The organism is Enterobacter sp. 04-C-12-SI-ECC (genome assembly GCF_047530715.1).
Taxonomy (GTDB): Bacteria; Pseudomonadota; Gammaproteobacteria; order Enterobacterales; family Enterobacteriaceae; genus Enterobacter; species Enterobacter bugandensis.
In genome coordinates this window covers 374,443-392,378 of record NZ_JBLKDI010000002.1, presented here as the reverse complement: position 1 = coordinate 392,378, position 17,936 = coordinate 374,443, and the positions used below count along the sequence as shown (strand labels likewise).

Annotated in this window: 18 protein-coding genes and 2 pseudogenes; 14 read left to right on the top strand and 6 right to left on the bottom strand. The window is 55.8% G+C overall.

Annotation, left to right across the window (positions count from 1 at the left end; all coding sequences use genetic code 11):
- Window positions 1-60: 60 nt before the first annotated feature.
- Entirely contained in the window at window positions 61-1,065 is a 1,005-nt protein-coding gene (locus tag ACMWL8_RS05055; protein ID WP_028013927.1) for a chemotaxis protein, read from the bottom strand.
- Window positions 1,066-1,129: 64 nt separating this feature from the next.
- Window positions 1,130-2,047, bottom strand: coding sequence for a ribonuclease BN (rbn, locus tag ACMWL8_RS05050; RefSeq protein ID WP_045259695.1), 918 nt, complete (start codon window positions 2,045-2,047; stop codon window positions 1,130-1,132).
- A 71-nt stretch (window positions 2,048-2,118) separates the two neighbouring features.
- Between rbn and ACMWL8_RS05045 the strand changes: the two genes are divergently transcribed.
- The 8 genes from ACMWL8_RS05045 to menE all read left to right on the top strand — a co-directional run bounded on the left by ACMWL8_RS05045 (window position 2,119) and on the right by menE (window position 10,029).
- Window positions 2,119-2,580, top strand: coding sequence for a GNAT family N-acetyltransferase (locus ACMWL8_RS05045; protein WP_045259696.1), 462 nt, complete (start codon window positions 2,119-2,121; stop codon window positions 2,578-2,580).
- 53 nt (window positions 2,581-2,633) lie between these two features.
- A complete protein-coding gene (gene elaB, locus ACMWL8_RS05040) occupies window positions 2,634-2,939 on the top strand; it encodes a stress response protein ElaB (protein ID WP_028013924.1) in 306 nt (101 codons plus the stop codon).
- A gap of 85 nt (window positions 2,940-3,024) precedes the next feature.
- A complete protein-coding gene (gene menF / locus ACMWL8_RS05035) occupies window positions 3,025-4,320 on the top strand; it encodes an isochorismate synthase MenF (protein WP_045259697.1) in 1,296 nt (431 codons plus the stop codon).
- Window positions 4,321-4,408: 88 nt separating this feature from the next.
- The gene (menD, locus tag ACMWL8_RS05030) at window positions 4,409-6,079 is read left to right on the top strand and encodes a 2-succinyl-5-enolpyruvyl-6-hydroxy-3-cyclohexene-1-carboxylic-acid synthase (RefSeq protein WP_045259698.1); all 1,671 of its coding nucleotides are present in this window, start codon (window positions 4,409-4,411) and stop codon (window positions 6,077-6,079) included.
- Window positions 6,076-6,852 (top strand): 2-succinyl-6-hydroxy-2,4-cyclohexadiene-1-carboxylate synthase, encoded by a 777-nt coding sequence (gene menH / locus ACMWL8_RS05025; protein ID WP_045259699.1) that lies wholly within the window; start codon window positions 6,076-6,078, stop codon window positions 6,850-6,852. The genes menD and menH overlap by 4 nt, the downstream gene beginning before the upstream one ends.
- Window positions 6,849-7,706: a 1,4-dihydroxy-2-naphthoyl-CoA synthase gene (menB, locus tag ACMWL8_RS05020; RefSeq protein WP_028013920.1), complete on the top strand. Its 858-nt coding sequence runs from the start codon at window positions 6,849-6,851 to the stop codon at window positions 7,704-7,706. Before menH ends, menB begins: the two co-directional genes overlap by 4 nt.
- Window positions 7,706-8,671 (top strand): o-succinylbenzoate synthase, encoded by a 966-nt coding sequence (gene menC, locus ACMWL8_RS05015; RefSeq protein WP_045259700.1) that lies wholly within the window; start codon window positions 7,706-7,708, stop codon window positions 8,669-8,671. Before menB ends, menC begins: the two co-directional genes overlap by 1 nt.
- A complete protein-coding gene (gene menE, locus ACMWL8_RS05010) occupies window positions 8,668-10,029 on the top strand; it encodes an o-succinylbenzoate--CoA ligase (protein WP_045259701.1) in 1,362 nt (453 codons plus the stop codon). The genes menC and menE overlap by 4 nt, the downstream gene beginning before the upstream one ends.
- Here menE and ACMWL8_RS05005 read toward each other — a convergent pair whose 3' ends face one another.
- Genes ACMWL8_RS05005 through ACMWL8_RS04995 form a run of 3 tightly spaced genes read right to left on the bottom strand, consistent with a single transcriptional unit; the run spans window position 10,030 to window position 12,985 of the window.
- The gene (locus ACMWL8_RS05005; RefSeq protein WP_041908947.1) at window positions 10,030-11,544 is read right to left on the bottom strand and encodes a tripartite tricarboxylate transporter permease; all 1,515 of its coding nucleotides are present in this window, start codon (window positions 11,542-11,544) and stop codon (window positions 10,030-10,032) included.
- 11 nt (window positions 11,545-11,555) lie between these two features.
- Window positions 11,556-11,987: a tripartite tricarboxylate transporter TctB family protein gene (locus ACMWL8_RS05000; RefSeq protein WP_014884622.1), complete on the bottom strand. Its 432-nt coding sequence runs from the start codon at window positions 11,985-11,987 to the stop codon at window positions 11,556-11,558.
- Between the two features lie 11 nt (window positions 11,988-11,998).
- A complete protein-coding gene (locus tag ACMWL8_RS04995) occupies window positions 11,999-12,985 on the bottom strand; it encodes a Bug family tripartite tricarboxylate transporter substrate binding protein (protein WP_375151307.1) in 987 nt (328 codons plus the stop codon).
- Window positions 12,986-13,049: 64 nt separating this feature from the next.
- Between ACMWL8_RS04995 and ACMWL8_RS04990 the strand changes: the two are divergent.
- The 5 genes and pseudogenes from ACMWL8_RS04990 to ACMWL8_RS04970 all read left to right on the top strand — a co-directional run bounded on the left by ACMWL8_RS04990 (window position 13,050) and on the right by ACMWL8_RS04970 (window position 16,037).
- Window positions 13,050-13,382: pseudogene (locus ACMWL8_RS04990) on the top strand (Arm DNA-binding domain-containing protein).
- Entirely contained in the window at window positions 13,357-14,127 is a 771-nt protein-coding gene (locus tag ACMWL8_RS04985; protein ID WP_235428238.1) for a baseplate J/gp47 family protein, read from the top strand. The pseudogene ACMWL8_RS04990 and the gene ACMWL8_RS04985 overlap by 26 nt, the downstream one beginning before the upstream one ends.
- Entirely contained in the window at window positions 14,120-14,875 is a 756-nt protein-coding gene (locus ACMWL8_RS04980) for a hypothetical protein (protein ID WP_235428239.1), read from the top strand. Before ACMWL8_RS04985 ends, ACMWL8_RS04980 begins: the two co-directional genes overlap by 8 nt.
- Window positions 14,876-14,883: 8 nt before the next feature.
- The gene (locus ACMWL8_RS04975; RefSeq protein WP_045259703.1) at window positions 14,884-15,120 is read left to right on the top strand and encodes a hypothetical protein; all 237 of its coding nucleotides are present in this window, start codon (window positions 14,884-14,886) and stop codon (window positions 15,118-15,120) included.
- A gap of 251 nt (window positions 15,121-15,371) precedes the next feature.
- Window positions 15,372-16,037: a right-handed parallel beta-helix repeat-containing protein gene (locus ACMWL8_RS04970; RefSeq protein ID WP_072049664.1), complete on the top strand. Its 666-nt coding sequence runs from the start codon at window positions 15,372-15,374 to the stop codon at window positions 16,035-16,037.
- Between the two features lie 110 nt (window positions 16,038-16,147).
- Here ACMWL8_RS04970 and ACMWL8_RS04965 read toward each other — a convergent pair whose 3' ends face one another.
- Window positions 16,148-17,296 (bottom strand): acyltransferase family protein, encoded by a 1,149-nt coding sequence (locus ACMWL8_RS04965; RefSeq protein ID WP_072049665.1) that lies wholly within the window; start codon window positions 17,294-17,296, stop codon window positions 16,148-16,150.
- A gap of 130 nt (window positions 17,297-17,426) precedes the next feature.
- On the opposite strand from ACMWL8_RS04965, the pseudogene ACMWL8_RS04960 reads away from it, so the two are divergent.
- Window positions 17,427-17,813: pseudogene (locus tag ACMWL8_RS04960) on the top strand (S24 family peptidase).
- Window positions 17,814-17,936 lie beyond the last annotated feature (123 nt).

The window sequence follows — 17,936 nt, the reverse complement described above, 5'->3', positions numbered from 1 at the left end:
TGGTTTGCGCCCTCTCCCTGAGGGAGAGGGATAGGGTGAGGGCACCAGCCCGCACAGGACCTAAGCCAGCTGCTTCCTGCTTATAAGCGGCCCGCCAATCTTCTTCATCGAACGATCCAGCACTTCCTCAATCACCGACGACAGCTCGTTCAGCTCAAATTTCGCCACGTACCCGTCAGCCTTCACCTTGCGAATATGATCTTCGTTGGCGTTGCCGGAAAGGGAGGAATGGATCACCACCGGAATATCCTTCAGAACCGGGTCGGTTTTGATTTTGCGCGTCAGCGTAAATCCGTCCATCTCCGGCATTTCGAGGTCGGTCAGCACCAGCGCGATCTTATCGGTGATCGGCACGCCCTCAGCCTGCGCCTGTGCGGCCAGCACGCCAATTTTTTCCCACGCGTCTTTGCCGGTGATGTGCAGCTGCGCTGGGATCTCCATCGCCTGCAGACCTTTCTCCAGCATCGAACGCGCCACTTTGGAATCTTCCGCCACAATCGCGACTGCGCCCGGCTTGATGTTGAACTTGGTGGTTTTCAGATTGGTGGCGTGCAGATCGTGGTTGGCTGGGGTGATGTCATAGAGGATCTGCTCAACGTCCAGCACCATCGCCAGATCGTTGGTATCCGTTTTCTCATCCAGGCAGGCAATGCTGGTGATATAGCGGCCGCTGACGGCGGTCTCCGCCGCGTGCACCTGCTTCCAGTCCAGACGCATGATGTTTTCAACCGACTCCACGGCAAAGGCCTGCACGCTGCGGGCATATTCGGTGATAAGCAGGATGTTCAGCCCGGTGGTAGGCTTACAGCCCGCCACGGCGGCCAGATCGATCACCGGGATCACCTGATCGCGAATATTCACCATCCCCATCAGCGGTGATTTCATCCCGGCGGGTTTTGTGAATTCCGGCATCGGCACAATTTCACGCAGCTTAAAGACGTTAATGCCAAACAGCTCGGATTTATTTTCGTTCAGAGAGGTGCCAAGACGGAACAGCAACAGTTCAAAACGGTTCGACAGGGTGAGATTCGCCCTGTCATCAATATCTTTCTGGAAATTATCCATTCTACCCTCGAGAGAAATGCTGACCTTTTAATCGTTATCGGCATTCTGAGAGAAAAATGAAGGGCTAAACGCTGACCTTAGCGAAATCTTCGGCCAGCTCGCACGCCGGGAACACCGCCAGGCACTCTGCCAGCAGGCTTGCACACCCCCGCGCGTCGTAGCGGGAACTGACGTGAGTGACGATCAGCCTTCCGACGCCTGCGTCGCGGGCAAGCTGCGCCGCCTGACGCGTTGAGCTATGGCCGCGGCCGTTGGCTTTCTCTTCCATCGCCGTTTCCAGCGTGGCTTCGTGCACCATCACGTCAACGCCCTGGGCAAGCTGAAGGGCGGCAGGGCACGGCGCCGTGTCGCCAAAGATAGCCAGCTTCTTGCCCGGTTCGGGCGCGGCGAGATAATCCTGACCGTTGATGACGCGACCGTCCTCCAGCGTGACGGTCTCGCCGTGCTTCAGGCGCTGGAACAGCGGTCCGGGTTTTACGCCCGCGGCCATCAGCGCGGCGGCGTCCAGCGCGCCGGGTTTGTCATGCGCTTCAATGCGATAGCCATAGCACTCAACGGGATGATTCAGCGGCTGAGCGCTCACCTTATAATCACCGTCATCGAAAACCAGGCCTTCGCTAATCTCAACGATCTCCAGCGGATAATCCGTCCATGATCCGCTCAGGCGCAGCGCGGTTTCAACAAATTCACGCACACCCGAAGGCCCGTAAATCGTCAGCGGATTGGCGTTGCCGGCCATGGAGCGGCTGCACAGCAGGCCCGGCAGGCCAAACAGATGGTCGCCGTGCAGGTGAGTAATAAAAATTTTATCCAGCTTGCCGGGGTGATACGCGGTGTGCAGCAGCTGATGCTGCGTCCCTTCACCGCAGTCAAACAGCCACAGCCCGCCGCGGGTGGGGTGTTTAAGATCCAGCAGAATTGCCGTCACGTTTCGTGAGCGGGTTGGCACGCCAGCGGACGTACCCAGAAAAATCAGTTCCATAACGCAATCAGCCCTTTGCCGAACGGGGAGGGGTTTAGTATAACGTGATGAACCCCAGGAAGGAGAAAGAGATGATCCAGTGGCAAGATTTACATCATAGTGAGCTCACCGTTCATTCGCTCTACGCGCTGCTTAAACTGCGCTGCGAAGTGTTTGTGGTTGAACAGACGTGCCCGTATCAGGACATCGACGGCGATGACCTCGTTGGCGAAAACCGCCATATCCTCGGCTGGAAGGATAACGAGCTGGTGGCGTATGCGAGGATTCTGAAAAGCGAGGACGATGTCGAGCCCGTGGTGATAGGCCGGGTCATTATCAGCGGTAACGCTCGGGGTGAGAAACTGGGCTATCAGCTGATGGAAAAAACGCTGGAGTCATGCCAGAAACAGTGGCCGGACAAGGCGTTATACCTGGGCGCGCAGGCGCACCTGCAATCCTTCTACGGTCATTTCGGTTTTATGCCGGTCACCGAGGTGTACGACGAAGACGGTATTCCGCACATCGGCATGGCGCGGGAAGCGAAACAGGCGTAATGGCGCGTCGTTGTCTATAGTTAGCGGACTGGTGTACTAACATGGAGAAAAATATGTCATTTCAATCCTGGGATACCCGTATCGACGACGACCTGACCTTACTGAGCGAAACGCTGGAAGAGGTGTTACGTTCCTCGGGCGACCCTGCCGATCAGAAATATATCGAGCTGAAAGCCCGTGCCGAGCAGGCGCTCCACGACGTTAAAAACCGCGTCAGCCATGCGTCTGATACTTACTACTACCGCGCCAAAAAAGCGGTTTATCGTGCCGATGATTACGTCCATGAAAAACCGTGGCAGGGCATTGGGGTGGGCGCAGCCGTAGGGCTGGTGCTGGGTCTGCTGCTGGCCCGTCGTTAAGCCGTTTAACCACTCCCTATACGTGGGTACTGATATTTCTTATGGTACCCCGTATAATATGAGGTTTTAACAGGGAGAGGTTCGCGTGAATTCGATTTTCCTCGCGCTGGAACAATTGCGTAGCCATCTTTCGCAAGCGTTACCTGCCACATCCGGCCTGCGTCATTTCGACGTCTCTTTCCCGTTAAACGATGCCTTCGATCCCCTCGCCTGGCTGGGCGAGCAGCAGTGCTATCCCCAGTTTTACTGGCAACAGCGTAACGGCGATGAAGAGCTGGCCGCGCTGGGAGCGGTGGTCCAATTCTCCTCTCTGGCGTTAGCCTCGCAGTTTTTAAGTGCGCAACACGCCCCTGAAGATACCCGAATCTGCGGCCTGAACGCGTTTAACCCGGAGCAGGGCAGCCTCTTTTTACCGCGTCTGCTGTGGCGACGTACCGCTGGCAACGCCACGTTGCGTCTGCAGCTGTGGAGCGACAGCTCGCTTGAGGACGATGCCGACACCGCGCGGGCGTTCTTACAGCAACTGCTTCCCGCCAGACCGATCCGTCCGCTCTCCGTGCAGGTTGAGCGCGAAACCCATCACCCGGAAAAACCGCAATGGCTTAGCCTTATCGGCAAAGCGACAGAGACGATTGCACGCGGTGATTTCGAAAAGGTCGTTCTCGCCCGAGCAACCGACCTGCAGTGTAAACAGCGCGTTAACCCCGTCGCGCTGATGGCCGCCAGCCGCGCCCTGAATTTAAACTGCTATCATTTCTGCATGATATTCGACGCCAGCAACGCGTTTCTCGGCTCCACGCCCGAGCGTCTCTGGCGGCGGCGCGGCAAGCTGCTGCGCACCGAAGCGCTGGCGGGCACCGTCGCCAGCCATACTGACGATAAACAGGCGCAGCGTCTGGGCGAGTGGCTGCTGAATGACGATAAAAACCAGCGCGAAAATATGCTGGTGGTGGAAGATATCTGCCAGCGTCTTCAACACCATACGCAGACGCTGGAGGTGTTGCCGGCTCAGGTCGTCCGCCTGCGCAAAGTGCAGCACTTACGCCGCTGTATCTGGACCGAGCTCAAGCAGGCCGACGATGAGCTGTGCCTGCACGTGCTACAGCCGACGGCGGCGGTTGCCGGGCTTCCGCGACAGCCAGCGCGCGAGTTTATTCAGCACGTTGAACCCTTTAACCGCGAGTGGTACGCCGGTTCGGCCGGGTATTTATCCCCCGAACAAAGCGAATTCTGCGTGGCGCTGCGCTCGGCGCGCGTACAGGAAGACGCTCTGCGGCTTTACGCCGGAGCGGGCATTGTCAGCGGCTCTGACCCGGAGCAGGAGTGGCAGGAGATCGAAAACAAAGCCGCCGGATTGCGCTCTCTGCTCCTAAGGGATTAATACTGATTCGCGCAATCCCGATTCATATCAAAATTCCAATTTTTTCTATTATTTATACTGTGTCGCATTCTTGATACCGGACAATCTCATGTCAGTAAGTTCTTTTAACCGACGCTGGGCGGCGGTGATCCTTGAAGCCCTGACGCGCCATGGCGTCAGGCACGTGTGTATTGCACCGGGTTCTCGCTCAACGCCGCTGACGCTGGCGGCGGCTGAAAACCGGGCGTTTGTTCACCACACCCACTTTGACGAGCGAGGTCTGGGACATCTCGCGCTCGGGCTGGCGAAGGTCAGCAAAGAACCCGTGGCGGTGATTGTCACTTCCGGTACCGCCGTGGCGAACCTCTATCCGGCCCTGATTGAAGCCGGGTTAACAGGTGAAAAACTGATCCTGCTGACGGCCGACCGTCCGCCTGAGCTAATCGACTGCGGCGCCAATCAGGCCATTCGCCAGCCCGGACTTTTTTCTACGCACCCTTCGCAGACGGTTTCGTTACCGCGTCCCACCCAGGATATTCCTGCAAGCTGGCTGGTCTCCACCGTCGATCACGCCATGGCGACATTGCGCAGCGGGGCGCTGCATATCAACTGCCCGTTTGCCGAGCCGCTGTACGGCGAGCTGGACGATACCGGCCTTGAATGGCAGCGGTCGCTCGGCGAATGGTGGCAGAGCGAAAAGCCGTGGCTGCGCGAGCAGACGCATCTTGAGAGCGCGAAACAGCGCGACTGGTTCTTCTGGCGGCAGAAGCGAGGCGTGGTCATCGCCGGGCGCATGAGCGCCGCCGAAGGCAGGCTGGTCGCCGAATGGGCGCAAACACTCGGCTGGCCGCTGATTGGCGACGTGCTTTCCCAGACCGGCCAGCCGCTGCCGTGCGCCGATCTCTGGCTGGGTAACGCGAAAGCGGTTACTGAGCTTTCGCAGGCGCAGATTGTGGTCCAGATCGGCGCAAGCCTGACCGGAAAACGTCTGCTGCAGTGGCAGGCGACCTGCACGCCGGAAGAATACTGGGTGGTGGACGCGCTGGAAGGGCGGCTCGACCCGGCGCACCATCGCGGCCGTCGTCTGGTGAGCAAAATTGATAGCTGGCTGGAACTGCACCCGGCGGAAAAACGTCAGCCCTGGGCGGTGGCGATCCCTGAGCTGTCGCGTCAGGCGTGGGAAATCACCAAAGCGCGCTGTGAGACATTCAGCGAGGCCGGGCTGGCGCACCGTATTCGCCAATACCTGCCAGAACAGGGGCAGCTGTTTGTCGGCAACAGCCTGGTCGTGCGGCTGATCGATGCCTTTTCGCAGCTGCCGGTGGGCTACCCGGTGTACAGCAACCGCGGTGCCAGCGGCATCGACGGGCTGATCTCGACGGCGGCGGGGGTGCAGCGCGCCAGCGCGAAATCGACGCTGGCGATCGTGGGCGATCTCTCCGCGCTCTACGATCTTAACGCGCTGGCGCTACTGCGTCAGGCGTCCGCGCCGTTTGTGCTGATTGTGGTCAACAACAACGGCGGGCAGATTTTCTCCCTGTTGCCAACGCCCCAGAGCGAGCGCGAGCGCTTCTACCTGATGCCGCAGAACGTGCAGTTTGAACACGCCGCGGCGATGTTCAGCCTGAAATACCATCGCCCGGAAAGCTGGGAACAGCTGGAAGCGGCGTTAAGCACCGCCTGGAAGCAGCCGGGCGCGACGCTGATTGAGCTGGTGGTGAACGAGGCCGACGGCGCGCAGATCCTGCAAAGCCTGCTGGCGCAGGTGAGCCAGCTGTGATCCTCTCGGGCGTGCAGCAGGCCGGAAAACCGGGCTATCCCTGGCTGGTCTTTTTGCACGGTTTTTCCGGCGACTGCCGCGAGTGGCAGGCTGTCGGGAAGCAACTCGGCGAGTATTCCCGGCTCTGTCTTGACCTGCCGGGCCACGGTGCGTCCGGGGATATTGCCGTGACGGGGTTCGACGAGATGAGCACGTTACTTACCCGAACTCTACTTAGTTACAACATACTGAACTACTGGCTGGTGGGGTACTCCCTCGGCGGCCGCATTGCGATGTTTCATGCCTGCCAGCAGCCAAAGGGGCTGCTGGGGGTGATCGTTGAAGGTGGACATCCGGGCCTGCTTGATGAGGATGAGCGTCACGCGCGGTGGACATCCGACCGCCGCTGGGCGACGCGTTTTCGCACCGAACCGCTGGAAAAGGTTTTTACCGACTGGTATCAACAGCCGGTATTTGCTTCCCTCACTGACCACCAGCGCAAGGCGCTTATCGCCCTGCGCAGCCAGAACAACGGCGCGACGCTGGCGAAGATGCTCGAAGCAACGTCGCTGGCTGTGCAGCCCGATTTGCGTGCCGCGATTAGCGTATGCAATTTCCCTTTTGACTATCTCTACGGTGAACGTGACCAGAAGTTCGCGGCCCTGGCCGCTGAACTGGACGCCGTTCGCCATGCGATTCCAAACGCCGGACACAACGCCCACCGGGAAAACCCCGACGCGGTTGCCGCGAGTCTGGCTCAGATACTGCGTCTTCGAATAAAGGACACTCTATGATCTATCCTGATGAACACATGCTTTATGCGCCGGTTGAATGGCAGGACTGCTCCGAAGGCTACACCGACATTCGTTACCACAAATCCGCCGACGGCATTGCCAAAATCACCATCAACCGTCCGCAGGTGCGTAACGCCTTCCGTCCGCTGACCGTCAAAGAGATGATTCAGGCCCTGGCGGATGCGCGCTACGACGACAGTATCGGCGTGATCGTGCTGACCGGTGAAGGCGAGAAGGCCTTCTGCTCCGGTGGCGATCAGAAGGTGCGCGGCGACTACGGCGGATACCAGGACGATGCGGGTACGCACCACCTGAATGTCCTCGATTTCCAGCGCCAGATCCGCACCTGCCCGAAACCGGTTGTCGCGATGGTGGCGGGCTACTCCATCGGCGGCGGCCACGTGCTACACATGATGTGCGACCTGACCATCGCTGCTGAAAACGCCATCTTCGGCCAGACCGGCCCGAAAGTGGGCTCCTTCGACGGCGGCTGGGGTGCCTCTTACATGGCGCGCATCGTCGGCCAGAAAAAAGCCCGCGAAATCTGGTTCCTGTGCCGCCAGTACAACGCACAGGAAGCGTTGGATATGGGCCTTGTGAATACCGTGGTGCCCCTTGCCGATCTCGAAAAAGAGACCGTGCGCTGGTGCCGCGAGATGCTGCAAAACAGCCCGATGGCGCTGCGTTGCCTGAAAGCGGCACTTAATGCCGACTGTGACGGTCAGGCGGGTCTGCAGGAGTTGGCGGGTAACGCCACCATGCTGTTCTACATGACCGAAGAGGGTCAGGAAGGACGCAACGCGTTTAACGAAAAACGCCAGCCGGACTTCAGCAAATACAAACGGAACCCGTAATGCGTCGCGCGCAGGTTTACCGCTGGCAGATACCGATGGACGCGGGCGTGGTGCTGCGTGAACGGCGTTTAAAAACCCGTGACGGCTTCTTCGTGCATTTGCAGCAGGGCGAGCGGGAAGGCTGGGGCGAGATTTCGCCTCTGCCGGGCTTTAGCCTGGAGTCGCTGGATGAGGCGCAGTCTGCATTGCTGACGTGGGTAAAGGCGTGGCGTGAGGGCGCAAACCCGGCATTACCGGACGCGCCTTCCGCCGCCTTTGGCATCAGCTGCGCGCTGGCGGAGCTGGACGGTAGACTGCCGGAAGAGGCTAACTATCGCGCGGCACCGCTCTGCACGGGCGACCCGGACGAGCTGTTCGCGCTGCTCGCCGCCATGCCGGGCGAGAAAGTGGCGAAAATCAAAGTCGGTCTCTACGAAGCGGTGCGTGACGGGATGGTCGCCAACCTGCTGCTGGAAGCAATCCCCGATCTGCACCTGCGTCTGGATGCTAACCGCGCGTGGACGCCGCTTAAGGCGCTGCAGTTCGCGAAGTACGTTAACCCGGCGTACCGCAGCCGCATTGCCTTCCTCGAAGAACCGTGCAAAACCCGCGATGATTCGCGCGCCTTTGCCCGCGAAACGGGGATCGCCATCGCCTGGGATGAAAGCCTGCGCGAGGACGATTTTGAATTTGTCGCCGAGCCCGGCGTCAGCGCGGTGGTGATTAAGCCGACGCTAACCGGCAGCCTGGCGAAGGTGCGCGAGCAGGTCTCGGCGGCGCACGCGCTGGGGCTGACGGCGGTGATCAGCTCGTCGATAGAGTCCAGCCTGGGGCTGACCCAGCTGGCGCGCATTGCCGCCTGGTTAACGCCGGACACGGTTCCCGGCCTCGACACGCTGAACCTGATGCAGGCTCAGCTTCTCCGCGAGTGGCCTGCCAGCACGCTGCCGTGCCTCGACGCAGAGGCGCTGGAGCCGTTGCTATGAGTTTTACCGACTGGCCCTGGCGTCACTGGCGCGCGCTTTTTGCCGATAAACAGGCCCTGAGGCTGAATGATGACGTGCTCACCTGGCAGCAGTTGTGCGCGCGTGTCGACCGCCTTGCGGCAGGATTTCACCAGCAGGGCGTGGCGGAGGGCGACGGCGTACTGCTGCTGGCCTATAACCACCCGCAAACGCTGCTGGCATGGCTGGCGCTGCTTCAGTGCGGGGCACGTATTCTTCCCGTAAATCCGCAGCTGCCGCGCCCGCTGCTCGACGTGCTGATCCCGCAGATGACGCTGCGCTTTGCGCTGGTGCTGGACGGCAGCTACGACGGCCTTCATGGCCTGAGCATGTGCGAGCCAGCGGATGCGTACTGCGCTGCGTGGCAGCCGGCGCGGCTGGCCACCATGACGCTCACCTCCGGCTCCACCGGGCTGCCGAAGGCGGCGGTGCATACCTGCGCCGCCCATCTTGCCAGCGCCCGCGGCGTGCTGTCGCTGATGCCCTACGGGGATAACGACGACTGGCTGCTTTCGCTGCCGCTGTTTCACGTTTCCGGCCAGGGGATTTTATGGCGCTGGCTGCATGCCGGTGCGCGCTTAACCGTGCGCGAGAAGCAGCCGCTGGAGCAGGCGCTACGCGGCTGCACCCACGCCTCGCTGGTGCCGACCCAGCTCTGGCGTCTCCTCAATAGCGAAAGCCACATCGCACTGAAAGCGGTGCTGCTCGGCGGGGCGGCCATTCCCGTGACGCTGACGCAAAAGGCCCGGGAACAGGGCGTTCGGACGTACTGCGGCTATGGCCTCACCGAGTTTGCCTCTACCGTCTGCGCAAAAGAGGCTGACGGCGATCCGGACGTGGGCCGTGCGCTGCCGGGCAGAGAGGTGCAGGTCGTTAACGGTGAAGTCTGGATCAAAGCGCAGAGCATGGCTTCCGGCTACTGGCGGGACGGCGCGTTGATACCGCTGACCAACGCGCAGGGCTGGTTTGCCACTCGCGATCGCGGGGAATGGCATGGCGACCGTCTGACGATTTTAGGCCGCATGGACAATCTCTTTTTCAGCGGTGGAGAGGGGATCCAGCCGGAATCGCTGGAGCGCGTTATCGCCGCGCATCCGCAGATTAACCAGGTGTTTATCGTCCCGCTGGATGACGCCGAGTTTGGACAGCGTCCGGTGGCGGTGGTGGAGTGCGAGCCGGGAACGGATATCACCCGTTTCCCGACCTGGGTACAGGGCAGGCTGGCGCGCTTTGAGCAGCCCGTTCACTGGCTGGTGCTGCCGGCTGAGCTGAAAAATGGCGGGATTAAGATCTCCCGCCAGGCGTTAAAGCAGTGGGTCAATGCCCAGCTGTCCGTATAGTTAGCCGATATCCGGCTCCGGTTTGCGCTGGCGACGACGCAGCAGGCGCAACACCGGCGGCACCACAATCACCATGACCGCGAGCGCTAACAGAACCTTCGCGACGCTGCTGTCCCACAGTATCGACACATTACCGTTGCTGATGGACAGGGCGCGGCGCAGGTTCTGCTCCAGCATCTCACCCAGCACAAAGCCCAAAATCAGCGGAGACATTGGGAAGTGCATTTTTCGCAAGATGTAGCCGAACACGCCGAGGACCACCATGAGCACCAGGTCAAACGTGGTGCTGTGCACCGCGTAAACCCCCACCGCAGAGACGGCGGCAATGGCGGGCACCAGGAACCACAGCGGAATCGTCAGCATGCGGGTGAACAGCCCAATCAGCGGGATATTCATCACCAGCAGCATGACGTTGGCGATCAGCAGCGCGGCAATCAGCCCCCAGACAATATCAGGCTGCTCGGTAAACATCGCCGGGCCGGGCGTGATGTTATAGAGCGTCAGCGCGCCCATCATCACCGCCGTGGTGCCGGATCCCGGCACGCCCAGGGTCAGCATCGGGATAAACGAGCCGCAGGCCGAGGCGTTATTGGCCGCCTCAGGCGCGGCGACGCCGCGAATATCGCCTTTACCAAAGCTGTCGCTATTGCCGCTGAGCTTCTTCTCGGTCATGTAGGTGATGGCGCTGGCGATAGTGGCCCCGGCGCCCGGCAGGATGCCGACGAAAAAGCCAATCACCGACGAGCGCAGCGTGGCGCCGATGCACTGCGCGCCCTCTTTAGCGCTAAAGAGCATCCGGCCGGTTTTGCGCACCAGCGTCTGCCCGCTGCTAGTATGCTCCAGCATCAGTAAGATCTCAGAGACAGAGAACAGGCCGATCACGACGACAATGAACTGCACGCCATCGGACAGGTGAACGCTGTCGAAGGTAAAGCGATAGACCCCGGTGTTGGCATCCACGCCGACGGTGGCTAACCCTAAGCCAATCAGCGCGGATAAAAACGACTTCAGCGGATTTTGCGCCATCATGCTGCCGAGGCAGGCAATGGCGAACACCATCAGGGCAAAATATTCTGCCGGACCAAACGCCAGCGACCACTGGGCCAGCGCAGGAGCGAACAGAATGATGCCGCCAATGGCAATCAGTGAGCCAAAGAATGAACTGACCGCAGAGATGGAGAGCGCCACGCCGCCGCGTCCCTGCCGCGCCATTGGGTAGCCGTCCAGCGCGGTCATGATCGCCGCCGCATCCCCCGGCACGTTAAGCAGGATCGACGAAATGCGTCCGCCATATTCACAGCCGATGTAGACCGTTGCCAGCAGGATCAGTGCCGATTCCGCAGGCAGATGCAGGGCAAACGCCAGCGGGAGTAAAATCGCCACGCCGTTGATCGGCCCAAGGCCCGGCAGCAGGCCGACAATCGTGCCCACGAAACAGCCGATCAGGGCGATCACCAGGTTTTCCGGGGTCATCGCCACGGCGAACCCCTGCGAGAGGTAAATCCAGGTATCCATAGCGTGCTCCGTTAATTAAGCCAGGCGCCGAGCGGTAACGTCACGTCCAGCAGGCGGTCAAAGGCGTACCACAGTAAAATCCCCATCACCACGCCAGAGATCCCCGCCGCGGGGAGGGTGGCGTTAAACAGCATGCCGATGACCATCGTCAGAATGGCGGTCGCCACCGGGAAGCCGAGCCACTCAAAGCCCCAGGCATACATCAGCAGGACAATCACCATCACCAGCAGACGCTGCAGAATGCGGCGCGGCGGCCACTCGACGGTATCCGGGTGGCGAAGCAGCAGCGCCACCGAGCAGAGCAGCATCAGGCCGACGATGCCCATCGGGAAGGGGCGGGGTCCCACGGGTTCATAGCTGTATTCGCTGTGGATCTGCCAGGCGACAAACATCCCGCCAACGCAGAGCAGCAGCCATATCCCGGCAAAAATACGATCGCTCATAGCGCCTCCGGTTATTTCGCCAGGCCAAAGGCTTTCGCCTGTTCGCGGTAGTCATTCACCTGTTTTTTGACGTACTCATCCAGTGGCTTACCGGTCAGGTTGAACTCAAACAGTCCGCGCAGATCGCGCTGTTTCTTAAACTCTTCGGTCTGCTGGAGTTTGTTGAACGCGTCGACCCACCACTGGTACTCGGCGTCGGTCACTTTTGGCCCGACGAAGAAGCCGCGGATGATCGGCCAGACCAGGTTATAACCCTGCTCTTTGGCGGTCGGGACGTTCGCCAGCTGGCCCGGCAGACGGTTTTCCGAGAAGACCGCCAGCACGCGGATTTTATCCCCGCTCAGGTACGGCACCATCTCGCTGAGATCGCCGGAAACGGCCTGAACGTGGTTGCCCATCAGCGCCGTGACCGGTTCGCCGCCGCCCTCAAAGGCCACGTAGCGCATTTTATGCGGGTCAACCTTCGCCTGCTGGGCGAGAAGGGCCGCTTTCATCCAGTCCTGGCTGCCGATAGACGCCCCTGCGCCAATCACCACGCTGTTCGGATCTTTTTCCATAGCGGTCAGCAGATCTTTCAGGGATTTCCACGGGGAATCGGCACGCACGGCAATCATTCCGTAGTCGGTGCCGACGGTCGCCAGCCAGCGCACGTCGTCCACACCGTAGCGGCCAAACTTGCCCTGCGACAGGTTCAGCAGCGAGCCGCCGGAGAAGGCCACCACCGTTCCCGCTTCCGCCGGACGTTGCGCGACAATCGCGTTATAGGCCACCGCGCCCACGCCGCCTGGCATGTAGGTGACGCGCATCGGTTTCTCAATGGCCTTCGTCTCCAGCAGGCTGACCTGAATAAGCTTGCAGGTGAGATCGAAACCGCCGCCCGGTTTGGCCGGGGCGATACATTCGGTACGGGACGGAGCGTCCTGGGCCTGAACGACAGAGGTACTCAACAGCAACACGCTTGCAGCAAGGGTAGAAAGTAATTGTTTTTCATCGTTTATCCTCACGCCGGGGGTACGGGTCTTTTTTCTGATTATGTGAACCACCTTGTAGCGGTTCCGTTGCGTGATTGTTAAAACAATAACCTTTCATTTCCCTTTCAACGGGACACCAACTTTACAGGATGTGACATGCGTCTCTTACTCGCTTCAGGATGGGCAGGGTCTCTATCTTGATATCAGACCTACCGGTGCCAAGATATGGCGCTACAGGTTCTGGCTAACACCGAAAAAAGATGGCCGCTATACGATCGGATAGTACCCGGCTGTTTCTCTGGCTGATGCCAGAAGAGAAAGAGAGTGGGCTCGTGAGCAGGTGAAGCAGGGAAAAAATCCGACCAGCAGTTTCTCTTTGCGCGGGCCTGTCCTGGCAGTTGATTGGATCACCGGCAATCTTTGAGGCCACTGAAGCCGGTCCGATTGTCGTTCCTGTTGGCGGATTAAACAATCCTGTAAGTGCGATCACCGGATGGACCGGAGTTAATAACCTCGTTCAGAGGGCTACCGGCTCCGACCGGGAATCAGACACGGATTATCGCCAGCGTTTATACCAGAGCAGAGCGTCATCTGGCGGTGCTGCCACAATCCCAGCAATTGAGACTCGCCTGATTACGGAAGTCAGCGGCGTAACCTTAGCAAAAGTCATTGAAAACGACACTATGGCGACAGTGAACAGCATTCCTCCAAAAGCCATCCACACTATCGTTTCTGGCGGACTGGAGCAGGATATTGCTGACGCTATCTGGAAATACAAAGGTGCAGGTATAGCTACTTACGGTTCAATTGCGATCACTGTATATGACCGGTACGAAAGACCACACCTGGTTAACTTCTCACGCCCAACAGAGGTGGATATTTACGTCAAAGTTGACGTTGTTCTTTTGGATACTGAGGAGCCATTGCCTGCGACTGTTGTGGACGCTATCAAGCAAGGTGTTGTTGCTTACGGTGCGACTCTTGGCCTTGGTGACGACGTCATTACCCAGCGCATTTATGGCTACATCTATGCCAATACCACCGGCATTGGGAAAATGACCATCACTGTCAGTACTGACGGAACTACGTTTGCCGAAAGTAACATTTCCGTTGCTGAAAACTCCTTCGCTTCGTTCTCCGCTGCCAATGTGGAGGTCTCAGGTGTCTGATGAATGGATTGATATCGATTTCCTTGCGCTGATACGACAGAGGTCAACTGACTGGCTAAAAAAAGGCGGACAGGTCCCAAGCCTCTTTGCTGCTATTGGCGTACTACATCCTGAAATTGAAGCGCGCGCCAAATACATCTACCTGACGCAAAGCATATACAACGCCCACGGCATAGAGCTGGACAGGTTCGGTCAGTACGTTGATGTCGGTCGTGATGGGATGTCAGATGAAGATTATCGCCGGGAAATCATGCAGGCGAAACCGGCGACTGCCTTTAGCGGAACGCCAGATAACGTCATGGTTGTAACGGCAACAACTACATCAAGCGCTGATGTCGAACTGGTAGAGCTATATCCTGCCGCATTCAGCGTTCATGCAACCGGACCTTATGTACCGACAAACATCAATGCCATCGTCGACCGCGCTTCTGTTGCTGGCGTACGAACTTATTCAACGCACGATTATGGACTAAACGGTTTCTCCCTGGCAGGAATAGACACCAATTCAGGGCAGGTCTTACAGGTCGGTGATAACACAGCAATGCAGGTAGACACCGACACGGCGCTTGGACTTAACCGTGGGTCTGTATTCATCTCAGGCTCATACCTTGATGCGGCTGGGTCAGTGTCTGGCGTACAAGAAGTAAACGTTTCATATCTCGGCGTCGCTGACGACGATTATCTACTTATTTTCTCCCGTGACTATGGCGTCACCGGGACGATGCTCTGTGGTGCTATGCCTAAGTGAGAAATTAAATGGCTATAACATCATTTGCAGATACTGACGTCACTTATGCGGACGGTCAGAAAAACAAAGAACCAATTCCAGATGAAATTCTTGCCAGCGGGTTTGTGTCTCCCGTTCGTATGCCAGATGGATCAATCTCAGCAGGTAGCAAGCTCGCAGCAAATCACCTCAATACACTACTTAACGACTTATACGCGCAAATAGCTGACCTGAAGGCACGCGTGACAGTGCTTGAGGGGGCTTAATGGCAGATATCACTCTAAAATATTTAACAGAGCAGCAAATGGAGGTATTCGGATGTACATTCTACAGATTAACATTTGAGTTTATAGACTACAGATTTGTCACCTTTAGGAAAATTCGTGGAATAGGTTCATAATTCTTTTCAAATAGGACTCAACCAAATGGTGTTGACTGGGCAGATTCATTAGTTATCTCAGACAGTTTTATTGCTTACTCTTCCCGTATTGAAGTTCGTAACTCAGTAGGATTTCAAATGCGAAATACCTATTGCGCAAATCCGACATCTACTCCATGCCTGCTATTGGGATATGACGATTGGGCAAAGCTAAGCCATGAATTGTGCGAACTGACTGATGTAACAATTGAAGTTGTTACAGGACTCAACAATTGCAACCTTTTTGTTTTTATTGCAAATTGCCATATGGATGCCTTTGAGGGGCATGGGCTAACGCTTAAAGATTGTTTCTCGGTAAACTGTGTAAATACAGAATTCCATTACAGTAAAGACTTCGGCGTATACATGGATGCGTGTAAAAAATCATCATTCACTAACACCAGATTTACAAACAATGGTGAAGGTGGCATCAGGATTGGTGGTGATACACAATACGTTGCATTTGCTGGATGTCCTTTTGGTGAGGGAGGAATCCCAAATGACGGTCCAACCCAAAAGCGTGGCATAAATATTGAAGACACAAGCGGAGGTGTTACAGTATTGTCTTCTGTATTTGATGGCAACAGCGAAGTGAATATAGGTGGAGACCCAAGTAAGTATAGGGCGCTGGCATGTCAAGGGGTTCCTGATACTGTAATTGTTAGTCATGGGGGGACCTCACAAAGGCCAGCGTCGCCTAAGACTGGGCAGCAATATTACGATACTAACTTAGGCCTGCCAATATGGTGGAACGCCACCACATGAACATGGAAGCGGGCAGATGGTACAAATGCATAATCAACAAAATCATTTATAGTTAATGCCATATTAATTATTGTATTGGCCCCTACTTAGGGGCCTTCAGATTGATTATCTTATTCAGATATTGCTCTATTTTTTAATTTACCAACAAGATGCTTTGATAGTTTCCCTGATGGTTTTTCTATCAATAACCTCAGCACTATAGAAACCGCCAAGGAGATTAAGATCACTACGCAATATCTTCTCCAGCCTTGAACCTGAGTGTATACATAAAATAAACTTGAGTATCTATCGCATAGACTAATAGTTAAAACGTGTGATATATAAAATGAATATGATATATCACCAAGATAAGTTAATGGCTTAGGGTATTTTATTGATCTGCTAAGATCATAGTGTAAAATAGACACGAATATCAATAGTGCACCCAATCCTCCGTTTGTAATACCATTTCCATATCTAAACATAGAGGCAAACATTGCCAAACCAAGACACAATATAACCGGCGATAATATATTTAAAATTGGAGTGATTTTATTGTATAACTTAGATAAAAACAACTCTGCTACGACCATTCCAATTATGAAATCAAAAACTATCGGGTTGGCTAAAAATGAAACATTCCTAAATAAAGAGTCTTCGTTTAAATATACATTTTGGGCATCGAACGATAATGATCCAGAGTTTGATAATTGCAGGGATACTAATATTACTATTATGATTATTGAACAGAACAAAGTCCTGTAACGTGAGCTGATAAACAAAGAAATTGCAAATGCGGTGTAAAAGTACATTTCATAAGTCAAAGTCCATGCTGGAATTAACAAGCTAAAACCATACGCCGGAGAAGACTCGGAAGGATTTAGTGGTATTAAAAATATACTTTTAACTATTTGCCATCCATCAATGATTTTACCTTCCATTACATTGTCGTAATAACATACAAAAAGAATATAGAAAATAAGGCAAAGTAAATAAACAGGCATTATCCTTAATACTCGTTTTATAGAGAAATCTATTGCCCTTATCTTTCCTGATGAGATATTACCTTGTGTAGTATATACAATAATAAACCCACTAATAAAGAAAAAAAGATCAACACCAAATGGTGAGTTAGAAATAAATATATTAAAAAAATGAGTTGATGGAACCATTGGTGAAATAATTATCGCAAAGTGCGATAAAACAACCAAGGATACTGCAAAACCACGAAGTGTCTGAATCCCGTCTAAGGATTTGGTTTTTGAATGAAGCCTTTCCACGAATAAATCCTTTTGATGATTTAATGTCTCGTAATTTATCGGAGTTTACCACCTAACATCAATCTGATCAGCACTTGATCATTTTCAAAAGCTGAAATGCTGTATATATACAGTAATCAGGAGGTGCATCATGGGATTTCCGAGTCCAGCGCAAGACTATGTTGAGCAACGCATATCACTAGACCAGCGCATCATAACCAGGCCAGCGGCTACGTAATTCATGTGAGCAGGTTCGACACACTACCGGGAAGGCATCCTTAGCGGCGCCCTTCTTGTCGTTGATGCGTCACTTACGCCATGCGACGGCTCATTGCTGGTTTGCAGATTGGAAGGTGAGCTGAAGATTAAGCGGTATCGCAATCATCCAAAGGCGCACCTTGAGGATTTGCAGACGGTAAGGCGGTAAGAGATACCTGCGCATGATGACGGGACGAGCCCCGATGCGATATTTGGTGTTATCACATACATCATCAATGATGCGCGTGCAGGTGAGTTTGATGATTGCCCGGCGATGTGAGGTTTTGTGTTATGCTGACCGCATATCCCGTAGCGTTATGTTGCAAACATGTAACAAGTCGGCATTCTTTCCATGTGATGAATTGAGTTGCTTTTATTAAACCGGACAACATACCGGACATAA